Below are 15,729 nucleotides of genomic sequence, written 5' to 3' on the forward strand. Positions count from 1 at the left end.
GTGAGTTTAAGTCCCTTCGCTCAACTTGATTAAGATGTCTTGGCTTGCCCAACGCCTGAACCAATCAGGCTTAGAGTGAATCCGAACTAGGGAAGCATTCGGAGGTCTGTACCAAATCAAGTCTCATTGAGCTATTCACCGCTTGCGTTGTCCGAATTGGTTCGGTCAATCCTCGTCCCTTCTAGGGCGAGGTTGGTGAACTCTTCTTGTACGCTGACACCAATCTGCAAAGCTTCATTCAGTAATTGTCCATATTCACTCGCCTCTTGGCTGACTTGCAACGCTCTGACTGCTGCTAAATTATTGTTAAACAGTTCGCAATTTTTAGCAATCAGGTCTTTGTTATCTCGCAAAATCCTTTCGGTTCTCAAAGCCCTAACTAAATCTTCTCTTGTCAGTTGGAGTCCGGCAATTACGTTTTCTCGTTCGCTGAGACTTTCTGGCATAGTTCCAGCATTTTTCAGTTGATCGTGAATATGTATGGCTTTAATAACGGAATTGTATTTATCAACTTCATCAAGCAGATTTATCAGTAATTTTGGACTTCTTTTCTTTAGCCAAATCCATCGGCAGATAGATACTAAAATTGGCGTTATTATCAATAAAATAATTACAGCAATAATTGAGTAACCAAGAGTAGGTAAAATAATAAAGGTATAAACAAAGCCACAAATAATAGGAGTAAGCGCTAGTCCGATTAGTAGCTCATTAAATAAAAAATTAAACCGATTTTCAGGTTTTTGGAAAAGTGAGGGTCTGAAGACCTCATCTGTATCAACTCCAGTCAAATGTTTCAGTTCTCCCTTAGTAATTTCCAAACCTTGCAAATCTGGCTGCACAGATTAATACTCCTGGGATATTGAGTTGGCTATTTATGGTATTTTACTCGCGTTTTGCGGAATAAAGGCTATGCGATCGCTTCCGGGAGATTAAGACCGATTGTGTAACTTTTATGGAGAGCAACCAGGGACACATATCACCATAATCTGAGCGGAAGCGATCGCTTGGCAGAATTGAAACTACAACTGTTCGGGCGTTTGTTATAAGGAGCAACGGCATGAATGATGAGCGATCTAATCGGCGGGGTGGCAACAACTACGAGCATCTAAAGAGAAACCTGCTACTAATGACCACAGGGGGCATTTTGCTGGCAACGCTGTTCGTACTGATTGGTATCTGGCGCACGGGTACTCGCTTTGTGGGCGAACTCAATTCTATGTTTAACCCTTCACCTGCCATACCCCAGGTTGATGAACGCTCAGTAGTTGTCCGTCAAGTGAAGAATGCCAGCGAACTAACTACCGCCGTCTTTACAATGGAAGCAGTCGTCCCCACCAGTCAAGATAGAAAATTAGGTGAATATGTTATTGGCACAACCAGACTGCTCTACATTGCTTATGGCGAGGTGAAAGCTGGGGTAGACTTGAGCCAGCTAAAAGCTGACAACGTGCAAATCGTCAACGATACTATTCTGCTGCGCCTCCCGCCGCCCCGCATCCTCGACAGCAAAATTGACGTAAATCGCTCTAAAGTATATGACTACGACCGGGGGTTTTTAGGCTTAGGGCCAGACGTAGCACCGCAGTTGCAGACCCTAGCCCAGCAAGAAACGCTCTTGAAAATTATCACCGCCGCTTGTAGTCAGGGGTTGTTAAAGCAGGCAAACGACAGAGCAGAGCTAGTTGTTTCCCAGCTTTTGAATGTAGCAGGTTACAAAGAAGTTTTGGTGGAAACTACTTCGCCCCCACCAGAAAGCTGTAAGTGAAGCGGCTGGGGAGGATACACAGGCGTAGAAAATATACAATGTAAGCCAAACCCTGAAGGTATCTAGCCACGAACACTGGTTTATAAACTACACATTTATGACAAACCCGTCAATACCTTCACTAATGCCTGACTTTCGGACTTTGTTTGAGTCAGTCCCAGGCTTGTATCTGGTATTGATGCCAGATTTTACTATCGTGGCGGTTAGCGATGCTTACTTGCGTGCCACGATGACAAAACGGGAGGAAATTCTGGGACGCAGAATGTTTGATGTTTTCCCCGATAATCCAGACGATCCCAGCGCTACGGGGGTTCGGAATCTGAAAGCCTCATTGGAGAGCGTACTACATAATCGGGTGGCGGATACGATGGCGGTGCAGAAGTACGACATTCGCCGCCCGGAATCAGAAGGAGGTGGATTTGAGGAGAAATATTGGAGTCCGATTAATTCGCCAATCTTTGGCGAAAACGAAGAGATTGCCTATATTATCCATCGTGCCGAAGATGTAACAGAATTTGTCCGCCTTAAGCAGTTGGGAATTGAGCAGCACAAGCTCACCGAAGAACTGCAAGCACGAACCCAGCAGATGGAAGCTGAGATTTTCTTGAGAGCGCAAGAGTTACAGGATGTAAACAGACAGTTAAGAGCAGCCAATGAGGAACTGGCAAAGGCGCGTGACCAAGCGCTGGCAAAGGCGCGTGACCAAGCGCTGATGGCGCAGGAGGAAGTCACAAGCATTTTGGAAAGCGTGACCGAGGCGTTTGTTGGCTTAGATAGGGAGTGGCGGATTACCTATGTGAACCGACAGACGGCGAGGCTTAACGGTAAACAGCCGGAGGAGTTCATTGGCCAAACCCACTGGGAGGTTTGGCCCTGGTCAGTAGGGACTCGCATTGAGAGGGAATATCGTCGAGCAGTTAGTGAGCAGGTGGCTGTTCATTTTGAAGAGTTGTACGAGCCGTTGAATATGTGGTTGGAAATTGATGCTTATCCTACCAAAGACGGACTCGGCATTTATTTTCGGGACATTAGCGATCGCAAAGCTGCTGAGAAACAGCGCGAACAGTTGCTCATCCAAGCGCAGCAACACACAACCCACTTACAAAAACTGGCTGAGGCAACGTTAGCTATTAACTCGGCTTTGTCAATAGAAGAGGTGTTACAAGTAATTACAGATCAGGCACGTTCTCTCATTGATGCACACCAGTCAGTCACCAGTTTGACGATTGATCAAAACTGGAGTCAGGCGATTAATTCGGTTTCGCTTTCAGATAAGTATGCTGCATGGCGAGATTATGATGAAAAGACTGATGGTTCTGGGATTTACGCCTGTGTCTGCCACATGAATCGCCCGATGCGGATGACTCAGGCTCAACTGGAAGCTCATCCCCGATGGCGAGGGTTTGGGGATGCTGCTGACAAGCATCCACCGATGCGCGGTTGGTTGGCGGCACCTCTGACGGGACGGGATGGACGTAATATTGGTTTGCTCCAGTTGTCAGATAAGTACGAGGGCGAGTTTACCGAAGAAGACGAAGCGATTGTTGTGCAGCTGGCGCAGATGGCATCGGTGGCGATTGAGAATGCGCGGTTGTACGAAGCCGAACAGAATGCACGTACTCAGGCGGAAGCAGCCAATAGAATTAAGGATGAATTTCTGGCTGTGCTGTCTCATGAATTGCGATCGCCTCTGAATGCCATACTTGGTTGGGCGCAAATGTTGCGATCGCGCTCTTTTGACCAGAAAACTAGATTTCGCGCTTTGGATACAATTGAGCGCAATGCCAAGTTGCAAACTCAACTAATTGATGATTTGCTGGATATTTCCCGGATTATTCAAGGTAAGCTGAGTTTGAATGTCTCCCAGGTGGATCTAGTTTCACCGATTGAGGCAGCAATTGAAACTATGCGTTTAGCTGCTGAAGCTAAGTCGATTAATGTTAAATTTTTGATTTTAGATTCTGAATTGCAGGTAAACAAAAATCCAAAATCTAAAATCCAAAATCCCAAATTTCTAGTTGCAGGCGAGCAGAACCGATTACAACAAGTTATCTGGAATTTACTCTCCAATGCCATCAAATTTACATCTTCTGGGGGAATTGTAGAAATTAAACTTGAGGCTATAGGTTCAAACGCGCAAATTCAAGTCAAAGATACAGGTATTGGAATAGATGCTGATTTTCTGCCTCATGTCTTTGATTACTTCCGCCAAGCTGATAGCAAAATTACCAGATCGTTTGGTGGCTTGGGATTGGGATTGGCGATCGTGCGTCAGCTGATAGAATTGCATGGCGGAACTGTTAGCGCCGAAAGTCTTGGAGTTGGGCTTGGGGCAACGTTTATCGTGCAATTACCGTTTATTAAGGATGAAAGCATAAGTAAGGATGAATTAAATTCATCACTGATCCCTGATTTCTCATCTTTACCTCTTCAGGGTGTGCGGATACTTGTTGTGGATGATGAAGCCGACACCCGCGAATTTTTGACTTTTGCGCTGGAAGAATATGGTGCCGAAACGATTGTAGCTGCATCAGCAGCAGAAGCGCTAAAAGCATTGGAATTATATAATCCAGATGTGTTATTAAGCGACATCGGAATGCCAGAAGAAGACGGCTATAGTTTGATCCGCAAAGTGCGATCGCTTTCTTTAGAACGTGGCGGAAGCATAAAAGCTGTAGCACTGACAGCTTACGCTAGAGAGGAAGACCAACAACGGGCTATCTCTGCCGGTTTCCAGATGCACGTAGCTAAGCCCGTCGAACCAGCAGAGTTGGTGGCGGCGGTGTCAAGTTTGGCGTTTGGTTCTTGACAGTCATCTGTCATCGCAATGGCACTTCAGCTAAGGGGAAAAAATAGTCGCAGGTAAGTGGATAAAATTTCTTTCCCCCAAAAAGCTGTTAAAACCGCTCCCAGTGCCAAAAATGGCCCAAAAGGTATCGCTTGACGGCGCTTTAGCAAACCGAGTGCTAAAGCCCCTCCGCCACCAAATGCACCCACCACACACGCTAAAAAACCAGCCAGAAGCAAATACTTCCAACCCAGCCAGGCTCCCATCATTGCCGCCAGTTTAGCATCTCCTCCACCCATCGCCGCTTGCCCAAAAACTAATGCTCCGACAATGGTAATGATGTCAAATAACCATATTCCGACAACTGCACCAAAAATACTTGATGACAAATAATTTACCAATCCTACCCAATTTGCCTCTGGGATAAAACCTGCGATCGCTTGAAACACTAATCCCAAAATTAATCCCGACTGAGTGAGTGGATTTGGCAACGTCATTGTGTCTAAATCTATCAAAGATAGTGCTAAAAGCCAGCTGAAAAAAGCCCAATACCCTAGCGTTTGCCAGGACATTCCAAAAACCAAGAATACTAGCAAAAATAGCGCCCCAGTTGCCGCCTCAACCATTGGATAACGCACGGAAATCTTACTTCTACAGTGGCGACACCGCCCCCGCAACAACAGCCACCCGAAAATTGGTATATTCTCGCGCTTACCCAGCCGATGCAAGCAATGGGGACAGCGAGAAGGAGGCCAAAGAATCGACAAACCTGCTGGTAGCCGATAAACAACTACATTCAGAAAGCTGCCTATTGCGGCACCCAAGGCAAAGACAATGAAAACAGCAGGCAACGCCAACAGGGTATCCATAATTGGGGATTGGGGGCTGGGGATTGGGGATTGAGGATTGGGGAAGATAGGAATGTAACTGTTTTCTTTTGCTTTTCAGCAATTTCTTAATCCCTAATCCCCAATTATCAGATGCTTCGTGAAATTAGTTTAAATATTTTCAAAAAAATGATATTTTTTCTGATATTCTTATAATATATGTTAAATAGTTTTAAATGATTTTCTTCATAATGGAAATCTAACCAAATTTTCAAAAATCGCACAGATTTCCATTATTTAAGTATACATCAATAGGTCAACTAGTAGAGCGAAACAGGGTACAAAAAAAGTGTTTTTGCCTCTTTCAATTTTTCGCGGCAAGATCAATAAATTTCAGATTCAATCTGACTAAGAGGTACAAAACATTCTTGTGGCAGGAGAATTGGTTTATTGTAAAAAATCAACTTTCCGCGACAAGTGTATCGGTCAATTGCCACACCCAAAGGACGCTGTACGCGGTCTGGATGAACTTCTGAGTAAGTGCGATAGATTTGTCTGGCTGCTCTGATGATACTGGGATCTAGCAACACGGGAATCTCTATCCTTTGAGTCCAAGTTTCTGTTCGTTGCTGTGAAGTGTAAACCACTTTTAACCCCTATTGTTTTTTGTTAGCTGTTAATCAAGAGCGTGCAATGGCATCAATCAAGCATGGCAATTTTAAGTTTTGGGAAGAGTTTAATTAGGACTCCTCCAGTGCTTGAATCAAACTATCACCCATTGCGCGGCACCCTAAAAGATTCATTCCTTCGGACATGATATCGCCAGTGCGATCGCCTTTATCGAGAACTTGCAATACCGCTTGTTCAATTTTATCTGCGGCAGTAGGCTGATTTAAGCCGTAGCGTAGCATCATTGCGGCACTGAGAACCTGGGCTAGAGGATTTGCCTTATCTTGTCCAGCGATATCGGGGGCAGAACCGTGAACGGGTTCAAAGAGACCGGGGCCAGACGCACCTAAACTGGCAGAAGGTAACATACCAATACTGCCTGTAAGCATAGCGGCAGCATCAGAAAGGATATCACCAAAAAGGTTGCCTGTAACAATTGTGTCGAATTGTTTAGGTCTGCGGACAAGTTCCATAGCGGCGGCATCGACATAGAGGTGAGAAAGCTCCACACCAGGATATTCTTTAGAGAGGAGAGTAATGCGATCGCGCCAAAGTTGCGACACCTCCAGCACATTCGCCTTATCCACAGAGCATAGCTTACCGCCGCGTTTTTGCGCTGTTTCAAAAGCTACTCGCCCAATTCTGTCAATTTCCGCCTCAGTGTAAGCCATCGTATTGACACCGCGTTTTTCCCCAGTTTCCGTCTCAAAAACTCCCTTTGGTTGCCCGAAATAAATTCCCCCAGTAAGTTCGCGTACCACCATCATATCGACACCCTCGACAACTTCCCGCTTCAACGAGGAGGCATCAACTAGCTGAGGTAATATTTTCGCGGGACGCAAATTAGCAAATAAACCCAATCCCGCCCGAAGTCCCAATAATCCGGTTTCTGGGCGTTGATGGCGAGGTAAATTATCCCACTTGTAACCGCCAATTGCCGCCAGTAAAACAGCATCGCTATTGCGGCAAGTTAAGAGAGTTTCGTCGGGTAGTGGTGAGGAGGTAGCATCAATCGCTGCACCACCGAGGAGTGCTTCTGTGAATTCAAAGCTTAAATCGAGTTGCTTCCCTACGACTTTTAAAACATCTACCGCCACTGCCATGATTTCAGGGCCAATGCCATCGCCGGGTAAAAGAGTAATGCGGTAGTTCTGTGCCATAGCTCGTTATGGGTAAATGTTTAATCTGCTGAAAGTGGTTGCAGAGTAAATATAATACACAGCAATTGTACCGATGGAGTTTTTAATCTACTTAGATGTTTGTTGCCTAAATCTTCGATGACTTAATGTCAGAACGAGTGCGTCTGGAAGCTGAAGGGGTTTAAAGGCTACGATAAAATCCCCATTGCTTGTGCAGAAGTGGGAAATGCTAAGTTTGGGATAGGCTGCTAATATTTGTTCGGGTGTTTGACCCTAGAGCTAATTCTAGAGAAATTAGCTCTAGGGTGATGTGTATTCCAATAATCACGGGCTTGCCCATCATTACCTGTGGATTGGAGACGACCAGATGCTGGCACCTGCTTTTTCTGTGCGCCTGATGCTGCTTTGTCTATTATTGTGGCATTGTGGCAGGTGCTAGACGCGATCGCTGATCGCCACAAACCTTGTTTAAATTTCGGAAACGCTGATGGCAAATGCTGTAGGTAAAGGCTACGCTATGGTCAATCTAGCGGTCTTAAAGTCAACCCCCAGCAGCTATGGCAAAAGAACTGGCAATACGTACTTGTGGACTCACCAAGCAATTCGATCGGCATATTGCAGTTAATGATATAGATTTACAGGTAAAAGCCGGGGAAGTCTACGGACTAATTGGGCCGAATGGTGCCGGAAAAACTACGCTGTTGCGGATGTTGGCGGCAGCTGAAGAACCAACAACGGGTGAAATTTATATTAATGGCGATCGCTTGCAACGAGATCACTCTAACCCAACCCTGAAGCGGCGACTCGGCTATCTTCCCGACGACTTTCCCCTGTATGACGATTTGACAGTATGGGACTACTTAGACTATTTTGGACGACTTTATCGCTTGCGAGAACCACATCGCAGCCAGCGCCTGCGAGAAGTTTTGGAACTGGTGCAACTAACCAATAAGCGCAATAGCATTATTTCCACTCTCTCGCGGGGGATGAAGCAGCGCCTCAGTCTTGCCCGGACGATTATTCACGAGCCGATTTTGCTACTCTTAGATGAACCAGTTTCCGGCTTAGACCCAATTGCCAGGATGCAATTCCGGGAAATCATCAAAGTATTGCAGGAAGCTGGGATGACAATTGTGATTTCTTCCCATGTCCTTAGCGACTTAGCGGAACTTTGCACCTCAGTCGGCATCATGGAACTAGGTTTTTTAGTGGAAAGTGCGCCGCTAAAAGAACTTTATCGCCGTTTGTCGCGACAGCAGATTTTCCTGTCAACATTGGGTAAGCTAGAAGCACTTATTGCCCAACTGAAAAACCATCCTTTAGTCGAAGAATGGGAGGTGGTGCCGGGACAAGAGCGAGTACGTCTTTATTTTACCGGGAGTCAGGAAGAGTGTGCTAAGTTATTGCGATCGCTCGTAGAATCCGGCATTGAGTTGACCGAATTCCACTGCACCCAAGAAGACCTGGAAACTATCTTTCTCAAACTGGGACACCAGCAAGCCTCATAGATTTTGGATTTTGGATTTTAGATTTTGGATTTGATTGGAAATTTAAAATCTAAAATTCCGTTGATTCTGGAGAATTTTTTACTCATGAAAGTTAATTGGACAGATCGGCTGGGAGACTTAAATCCCCAGTTATTGCGAGAATTCAAAGGGCGTTTAAAACCCCGGAACGTACTTATTGCAGTAGGTATATCCCTGCTGGGGCAGCTGCTACTGCTAATGAGTTTTAGCACCATGTTGCCTCTTGATACTGGTAACGCCGACATTTACAACAGATATTGCAGAGGAAGAGCTGGGGATACCAAATGCTTACGGGATGCCCTTGGCAATATTGACATTAACTGGCAACTGTGGTGGCTAGATGTATCCGTCTGGCTGAGTGTTATTGGTTTCTTAACCGTGTTAGTGGTTGGCACCTATATGCTGATCAGCGACCTGGCACGGGAAGAAAATCGCGGTACGCTTAACTTCATTCGTCTGAGTCCCCAGTCTACTACCAGCCTTTTCAGCGGCAAGCTTTTGGGTGTGCCGATTGTCATGTATCTTTTGGTAGGTTTGGCGATTCCTTTGCATTTATTCGCCGGACTGTCGGCAGAAATTCCTTTAGCCCTGATTTTGGGCTTTTACGGGGTCGTCGTTGCTAGTGCCGCTTGCTTCTACAGTGCGGCGCTACTCTATGGCTTAGTCAGCGGTGGACTAGGTGGATTTCAAGCTTGGTTCGGCGGCGGCATCGTGTTAGCTTTTCTGAGCATGATGACTACCATGAACCTTCACAGGGGTTCAGTAGCTGGAAATAATGCACTAGACTGGCTGTTCGTATTTTCTCCTTCAGTTGTACTGCCATATCTGATAGATGCCAGTCCTCTAGGGAAAGTATATTCCTTGGGAATGGATCAGCGACAAGCGTGGCAATGGTTTGGCTTACCATTGGGTGCCAGTCTTTGGAACATGGCCAGCTTTAGCCTACTGAACTATGCTCTAGGAACCTTCTGGTTTTGGCAAGGGCTGAAACGCTGCTTCCACAACTCCGGTGCTACTCTACTGAGCAAGCGGCAAAGTTACTTAATCACAGCTTGCTGTGAAGTTGCGCTGATCGGATTTTCTCTGAAACTACCAAAATGGTACGAGAATCCAGACGCTATACCAGCAAGACTATTCGAGAATTTTGGTGCTTTACTGCTGTTGAATCTGCCGCTGTTTTTGTGTCTAATGGCAGCTTTGTCACCGCACCGCCAAGTCTTGCAAGATTGGGCGCGTTACCGCCGGGAGGGGACATCTTCTCGTGGTAAGAAACTCGTGCAAGATTTAGTTTGGGGTGAGAAAAGCCCCTCACTGGTGGCAGTGGCGCTTAATTTGCTCATTGCCTCACTAATAGTCGTACCTTGGATACTGGTTTGGCCTGAAAGCGACTATAAGGTATCAGCACTAATGACTGTAGTGCTGAGCGTGAATGTAATCTTGATTTACGCAGGCGTAGCGCAGCTGATGCTGTTTATGAAGACACCGAAGCGATCGCTTTGGGCTGCCAGTACAGTAGCTGCATTGATTATATTGCCGCCTGTCACCTTCGGCTTGCTGTCCATCGATCCTAATGAAATTCCTGGTTTGTGGCTGTTTTCCGCCTTCTCTTGGTATGCGGCAAAAGATGTTGCAATAACCACCGTTTGTTTATCAGTGCTGGGACAGTGGTTGGCGTTCAGCTTATTGAGTATTCAGACAGCCCGACAACTGCGGTTGGCTGGTGAGTCTGCCTCGAAAGCTCTGATGTCCGGGCGTTCTGCTTTACCTAGCTAATCCTTTTCGTTCCCAGGCTTAGCCTGGGAACGACCATCTGGAGGCTCTAGGAGGCTCTGCCTCCCGAATGCGTTCCCAGGGCGCAACCTGGGAACGAGATTAAATAATAAAGGAAAAAGGCAATGAATCTACCTTGGATAGAGCGGTTAGGCGACTGGAATCCGCAGCTGTTGCGAGAACTAAAAGGACACCTAAAAAACCGTAATTTACTAATAGCAGCCGGCGTATCTCTGCTAACACAGTTTTTACTACTGACCTATCTCTACGAACAGGCTCATTATTCTATTTGGGAGAGCTTATTCTCTACTCTCAACTGGATTTTGCCGCTTATTCTTTTGCTGGCAGGTGTCTATATGTTAATTACTGACCTCGGCAAAGAAGAACGTCGAGGCACCCTAAATTTTATTCGGTTGAGTCCCCAATCTAGCCAAAGTATTTTGATTGGCAAGATGTTAGGAGTTCCAATTATAGTTTATTTGGGTGTAGCTCTTGCAGTGCCGTTGCATTTGTGGACTGCTATTAGTGCCGGTGTTCCTTTTATTTTTATTCTGAGCTTTTATCTCCTCATAGGCGCAGGTTGCTGTTTCTTTTACACTGCTGCTCTGCTCTATGCTTTTTTAGGAGGATTTCAAGCTTGGGCAGGCACTTTTTTGAGTTTTGTATTTGCTTGGCCATTGCTACAAATACTAAATTTTGCTATGGACTTGGTGAGGAGTAAGGATTTCGATTCAACCAGCATCAATATTTACAGTTTGGAATGGTTCTACTTACCACTTGGTAGTCTAGTGTTGTCCGAAGGTTTTATAATGCTGAATTTCGGTTTGTGGACTTACTGGATTTGGCAAGCATTAAACCGACGTTTTTCTAATGCAAATGCTACTTTAATCAGTAAAAAACAAAGTTACTGGATAACGGGTTATTTTGAAGTTCTACTTATAGGATTCTGTCTGCAAAACAATGTTTTTAACCTAGCAAGAACCTCTGATTATGGGGCTTTGTCACTATTGACATTGGTTTTTGAAATAATAAACTTGCTTTGGTTTGTGGGGTTAATTGCTGCTTTGTCGCCTCACCGTCAATCGTTGCAGACTTGGGCGCGTTACCGCCGAGAAAGGGTTTCTAAACGCCGAGGGTTCTGGAAGAGTGATTTAGTTCAGGATTTGATTTGGGGTGAAAAAAGCCCTGCTGTTGTAGCAGTGGCGATTAATTTGGGAATTAAAACAGCAATTTGGGGGGCTTGGATTTTATCTTGGCCGTCAAATTCTGAGAAGATGCAAGCAATTTTAGGTTTGATACTAAGTCTAAACTGGATTTTGATTTACGCGGTTATAGTTCAGAGTCTGTTGTTTATGAAAACAGATAAGCGATCGCTCTGGGCTAGCATGACTGTAACAGCTTTGATTGCATTCCCCCCGGTCTTTTTCGGCTTGCTGTCGATGCCATTTTATAAAAATCCTGGTGTTTGGCTGCTTACCGCTTTTCCCTTGATGGCTGTAAAAGAAGCCTCCGTGATTACTGTTTTTATGGTGATCTTGGGGCAATGGAGCGCTATGACATTGTTAAGCTTACAATTGAGGAGACAGATGCGGCTGGCTGGTGTATCTGCATCAAAAGCGCTGTTTGCTAAATAATCTGTTGTTGATTGGCTGACCATGATTGATAGCGATCGCTCTTTGCAAATAAAGACGCGATCGCTATATAGTAATCCAGGGTAAAAGCATCTAAATTAACTTGACAAAAGAAAGCATCTGTGTAGATTAAAAAGCTCACTGCTGACGAATGACATCAATGGCACTCTTGAGCGAATCAATATAAGTTTGTTCTCTTCCCATTACCAGCTCCAGCACCAGGCGTTGCATAATCTGTTCGCGACTAGCAGCTTCGTCGCCCAGAGTTGGTAAATCAATATTCTCACACTCAGCCAGCTTTTCGCGACGTGCAGCTAGCTGCTGTTCTAGCAGATGAATAATCGCATCATTTGATAGCTGTGCGGCGAAATACATTTGAATAAGTAACGGTTCTCTTACCGTTGGTAAAGGCTGAGGACATTGAAGCCACCGGATTAACTCAGCTAGTCCTGCCTCTGTCAAACTGTAAACTTTGCGATTGGGGCGATCGCTCTGAATCTCTACAGTACAGGTAATCCAACCTTGCTCAACCAGTTTATCGAGGGTTCTGTAGATTTGTGCTTGATCTGCGGGCCACAAGTGAGCAATACATCCATCGAAGCAGCCTGTTTTCAGGTCGTAACCCGTCCTCTCTTGTTGCTGAAGTAAACCCAGAATTGCGTGTGCCAGAGACATAGACGGTTTTCCGAAGAATAAAGTAGTGGAAGCTCTATTGGTCACTTATGATCTTATGCTAATATATGAGTAATCACATATAGGAGCAATCAAACTAAACGAGATGAATGATGGTTTGCTCCGACAAAGAACCTAAAGGCATCAGCTTCTTGCCGTCCGGGGTTTATGACCCGATTTAGAGAGACTTTCATACTCTGCAAGTGCTGGTTATCTGCATATTCTTCGCCAGGGTTCTGATTAAACTGATAGCTAAGGCATCAAGGAGACAGTTGATGACGACTCAAATACGAACGATGCGAACGGTTGCAGGCATCATTAACAGTGTCGAAACGCTGGAAGGTGAAGGGATGCTTGTGCGCCGCCCATTCCCTAAAAGCGCCTTTTCCCACTTCGACCCCTTCCTCCTCCTTGATGAATTAGGGCCTATTAATATTGAGCCGGGACAAGCAAAAGGAGCGCCGGATCATCCCCATCGGGGCTTTGAGACGGTTTCCTATGTGCTTGAAGGACGCTTGGAACACAAAGATTCACAGGGTCATGCAGGACAGTTGGGTGCTGGTGATGTGCAGTGGATGACAGCAGGAGCGGGTGTTGTGCATTCAGAAATGCCAGAGCGGGAATTTGCTCGGACTGGCGGACGGCTTCACGGACTGCAACTTTGGGTAAATCTGCCTCGGCGGGACAAGATGATGAAACCTCGTTATCAGGAAATCTCGGCGGAGCAAATTCCCACGGCTCAGACTGATGATGGCTTGGTAACGGTAAAAGCGATCGCTGGAGAAGCGCTGGGAGTGAAGTCAACGATCGCAACGCAGACTCCGATAATGTACCTGCACTTCACGCTGCAACCGGGCGGAACAGTGGTTCAGCCTGTGCCAAAAGAATACAATGCCTTTACATACGTGCTAGATGGAGAAGGTTTGTTTGGTGCAGACAAGGAACGTGCAGGAGATGGGCAGATGGTGTTGTTTGCACAAGATGGTGAAGAAGTCACCCTTGCCAATCCATCAGATGCGCGATCGCCATTGGATGTGCTGCTCATTGCTGGCGTACCGCTAAACGAGCCAGTTGTCCGCTACGGGCCATTCGTGATGAATACCGAAGCAGAAATTGTTCAAGCGATTGAAGATTATCGTAACGGGAGGATGGGTTCAATTGACTTCTAACACACTTTTACAACGAATACATCAACATCAATATCTGCGCGATCTGCGGAACAAATTGCTGCACCTCCACCGGATGTTGCTTGACACAGAACGCATCACCTACGAACAGGTGCGCGGACGAGTCTCGAACACGGAACTTCTTCAACTCGTCATTGAGCATGAACAATTTGCTTGGCTGCATCGCCTTTCTGAGCTGGTTGTGCAGATTGATGAAATGCTCCAAGCTGATGAACCCGTATCGCTGGAGGATGTCCAGAATTTGATTGGTTATGCTCGCACGCTGCTAACTCCCTCAGAGGTAGGCAATGGGTTTGCCAGGAAATACTACAACGCTTTCCAGCGGGAACCTGGTGTTGTGTTGGCACACGCAGCGGTATCAGAGCTGCTTGCATCTGATAAATAAGGCTAAGTGAAGGAAAAGCACCGCAAGGTAAATTGCGGTGCTTTTCTATGGGTACGGAAATCTTTGAGAGTCCTTTAGTGCAAGCAACGATCTAAACTTCATCTGAGAGAAGTATGCGATCACTTGAGCAGCTTTTGGCATCTCTTCAGACAGGCGCTGGGCTTTGCCTAATTGCACTTACCTTTACAGAACAGAAAATCTGCTTTCGCTGAATCGCGCCTTCAGGTTTCCAACGCTCCCCATTTGCCAAATTCAACCAAGCAAGTTAGTCTAGCAAGAGTAGAATAAAACTACATGAATTTATATTAAAAATATGAGGAACTGGTGCCTCGGCTGCATTTGCACCAATGTATGTTCTCTCAGTAGTTATTGTTATAAAAATGCTAAGTAATCTTCTTAATTAAAGTTGAAGTTTATCCTATAACTTTTGCATAAACTCCACTTAACCTAAATTAAATCTATGACTTTGTTAGTATAAACGATATCTAGTATTTGTGTGGCTCTCCGATCAATAAATCGGGGATATGCCTAAAGGTACAGACAATTTATTAAAATACACTTTATAGTTGTTAACAAGAGACAAAAAACTAGGTAAAAAACTTGGCTAATATCGTTGATACCGCCGTTCAGGCTGGTTCATTTAACACCCTAGTTGCTGCCGTCAAAGCTGCTGGTTTGGTTGATACACTACAAGGCGCTGGTCCCTTCACTGTGTTTGCGCCTACTGATGAAGCTTTCGCTAAACTTCCCGCAGGTACAGTAGATTCATTGCTTCAAGATATTCCGAAGCTTAAGCAAATCCTGACCTATCATGTGGTTTCCGGCAAAGTGATGGCATCTGACGTAGCTAAGCTGAAGTCAGCTACTACAGTTCAGGGTTCAGATGTAAAAATTGATGCTTCCAATGGTGGCGTCAAGGTAAATGATTCTAAAGTTTCAACAGCCGATGTTGCTGCTGATAACGGCGTCATTCACATCATTGATACAGTATTGCTTCCTGCGTAAGCAACGCAAGAAATAGTTAATACTCTGTGTGGGGCAGTGATTATATATAATCGCTGCCCCACTACTTATTTAAATGTGTTTTCTCTATGGGAAAGTTGCGAGTACGTTTCTCAAATTATTACGGTTAATATGCGATCGCGCTTCTACGTGCAGCCAAAATTTAGCAAGAATGCGATAGCGAAGCGCTGACTTGTCAGTTCGCGCAAGTTTGTTTGAGGATGCGATCGCCTTTGCGGGAGATGGAGGCGATCGCAGGGTAAGCTCATCTAATTTGGTATAAATTGTACTTGACAATAAATCTGGGGTCTGAGAAGTGAAAAAACAAGCAATGCGAGCGCCGGAAAATCTCCAGGAGTAGGCTGATA

General features: G+C 45.5%; 17 protein-coding genes. 9 read left to right on the forward strand and 8 right to left on the reverse strand.

Annotated features, from left to right (window positions below):
• Positions 1 to 131 precede the first annotated feature (131 nt).
• Both H6F66_RS14515 and H6F66_RS14520 read right to left on the reverse strand, forming a co-directional pair.
• Complete coding sequence (locus H6F66_RS14515) at positions 132 to 839, reverse strand: hypothetical protein (RefSeq protein WP_199295112.1); 708 nt, start codon at positions 837 to 839, stop codon at positions 132 to 134.
• A 43-nt stretch (positions 840 to 882) separates the two neighbouring features.
• Entirely contained in the window at positions 883 to 1,059 is a 177-nt protein-coding gene (locus H6F66_RS14520; RefSeq protein ID WP_190422437.1) for a hypothetical protein, read from the reverse strand.
• On the opposite strand from H6F66_RS14520, the gene H6F66_RS14525 reads away from it, so the two are divergent.
• Together H6F66_RS14525 and H6F66_RS14530 are read left to right on the forward strand one after the other, a co-directional pair.
• A complete protein-coding gene (locus H6F66_RS14525) occupies positions 1,058 to 1,765 on the forward strand; it encodes a DUF4230 domain-containing protein (RefSeq protein WP_190422439.1) in 708 nt (235 codons plus the stop codon). The genes H6F66_RS14520 and H6F66_RS14525 overlap by 2 nt on opposite strands.
• Before the next feature lie 124 nt (positions 1,766 to 1,889).
• The gene (locus H6F66_RS14530) at positions 1,890 to 4,574 is read left to right on the forward strand and encodes an ATP-binding protein (protein ID WP_190422452.1); all 2,685 of its coding nucleotides are present in this window, start codon (positions 1,890 to 1,892) and stop codon (positions 4,572 to 4,574) included.
• 26 nt (positions 4,575 to 4,600) lie between these two features.
• Here the strand turns inward: H6F66_RS14530 and H6F66_RS14535 are convergent, their stop codons facing one another.
• From H6F66_RS14535 to leuB, 3 genes are all read right to left on the reverse strand, one after another.
• Positions 4,601 to 5,422: an A24 family peptidase gene (locus H6F66_RS14535; RefSeq protein ID WP_190422454.1), complete on the reverse strand. Its 822-nt coding sequence runs from the start codon at positions 5,420 to 5,422 to the stop codon at positions 4,601 to 4,603.
• Between the two features lie 341 nt (positions 5,423 to 5,763).
• Positions 5,764 to 6,027, reverse strand: coding sequence for a hypothetical protein (locus tag H6F66_RS14540; RefSeq protein WP_190422456.1), 264 nt, complete (start codon positions 6,025 to 6,027; stop codon positions 5,764 to 5,766).
• A gap of 93 nt (positions 6,028 to 6,120) precedes the next feature.
• Positions 6,121 to 7,209: a 3-isopropylmalate dehydrogenase gene (gene leuB / locus H6F66_RS14545; RefSeq protein WP_190422458.1), complete on the reverse strand. Its 1,089-nt coding sequence runs from the start codon at positions 7,207 to 7,209 to the stop codon at positions 6,121 to 6,123.
• A 327-nt stretch (positions 7,210 to 7,536) separates the two neighbouring features.
• On the opposite strand from leuB, the gene H6F66_RS14550 reads away from it, so the two are divergent.
• The 4 genes from H6F66_RS14550 (at position 7,537) to H6F66_RS14565 (ending at position 12,118) form a co-directional block, all read left to right on the forward strand.
• Entirely contained in the window at positions 7,537 to 7,695 is a 159-nt protein-coding gene (locus H6F66_RS14550; RefSeq protein ID WP_190422460.1) for a hypothetical protein, read from the forward strand.
• Positions 7,696 to 7,745: 50 nt separating this feature from the next.
• Entirely contained in the window at positions 7,746 to 8,696 is a 951-nt protein-coding gene (locus H6F66_RS14555; protein WP_190422463.1) for an ABC transporter ATP-binding protein, read from the forward strand.
• 84 nt (positions 8,697 to 8,780) lie between these two features.
• Positions 8,781 to 10,487 (forward strand): ABC transporter permease, encoded by a 1,707-nt coding sequence (locus H6F66_RS14560; RefSeq protein WP_190422465.1) that lies wholly within the window; start codon positions 8,781 to 8,783, stop codon positions 10,485 to 10,487.
• 122 nt (positions 10,488 to 10,609) lie between these two features.
• A complete protein-coding gene (locus tag H6F66_RS14565; protein ID WP_190422467.1) occupies positions 10,610 to 12,118 on the forward strand; it encodes a hypothetical protein in 1,509 nt (502 codons plus the stop codon).
• Here the strand turns inward: H6F66_RS14565 and H6F66_RS14570 are convergent.
• Both H6F66_RS14570 and H6F66_RS14575 read right to left on the reverse strand, forming a co-directional pair.
• Positions 12,111 to 12,257 carry a hypothetical protein gene (locus H6F66_RS14570; protein WP_190422469.1) on the reverse strand — a complete coding sequence of 49 codons (147 nt, stop codon included), beginning with the start codon at positions 12,255 to 12,257 and terminating at the stop codon, positions 12,111 to 12,113. The two genes, H6F66_RS14565 and H6F66_RS14570, sit on opposite strands and share 8 nt — an antisense overlap.
• Positions 12,254 to 12,790 (reverse strand): PadR family transcriptional regulator, encoded by a 537-nt coding sequence (locus tag H6F66_RS14575; protein WP_190422471.1) that lies wholly within the window; start codon positions 12,788 to 12,790, stop codon positions 12,254 to 12,256. The genes H6F66_RS14570 and H6F66_RS14575 overlap by 4 nt, the downstream gene beginning before the upstream one ends.
• Before the next feature lie 272 nt (positions 12,791 to 13,062).
• Here H6F66_RS14575 and H6F66_RS14580 point away from each other — a divergent pair, with 272 nt between their 5' ends.
• The 3 genes from H6F66_RS14580 to H6F66_RS14590 all read left to right on the forward strand — a co-directional run bounded on the left by H6F66_RS14580 (position 13,063) and on the right by H6F66_RS14590 (position 15,364).
• Positions 13,063 to 13,956: a pirin family protein gene (locus H6F66_RS14580; RefSeq protein WP_190422473.1), complete on the forward strand. Its 894-nt coding sequence runs from the start codon at positions 13,063 to 13,065 to the stop codon at positions 13,954 to 13,956.
• Positions 13,946 to 14,359, forward strand: coding sequence for a hypothetical protein (locus tag H6F66_RS14585; RefSeq protein WP_199295113.1), 414 nt, complete (start codon positions 13,946 to 13,948; stop codon positions 14,357 to 14,359). The genes H6F66_RS14580 and H6F66_RS14585 overlap by 11 nt, the downstream gene beginning before the upstream one ends.
• 600 nt (positions 14,360 to 14,959) lie before the next feature.
• Entirely contained in the window at positions 14,960 to 15,364 is a 405-nt protein-coding gene (locus tag H6F66_RS14590; RefSeq protein ID WP_190422475.1) for a fasciclin domain-containing protein, read from the forward strand.
• Positions 15,365 to 15,448: 84 nt separating this feature from the next.
• On the opposite strand, the gene H6F66_RS14595 is transcribed toward H6F66_RS14590, so the two are convergent.
• The coding region (locus tag H6F66_RS14595; protein WP_190422477.1) for a hypothetical protein at positions 15,449 to 15,729 on the reverse strand (281 nt) is incomplete at its 5' end.

This window comes from Trichocoleus sp. FACHB-6 (assembly GCF_014695815.1).
GTDB classification, from domain to species: Bacteria; Cyanobacteriota; Cyanobacteriia; order Cyanobacteriales; family FACHB-T130; genus Funiculus; species Funiculus sociatus.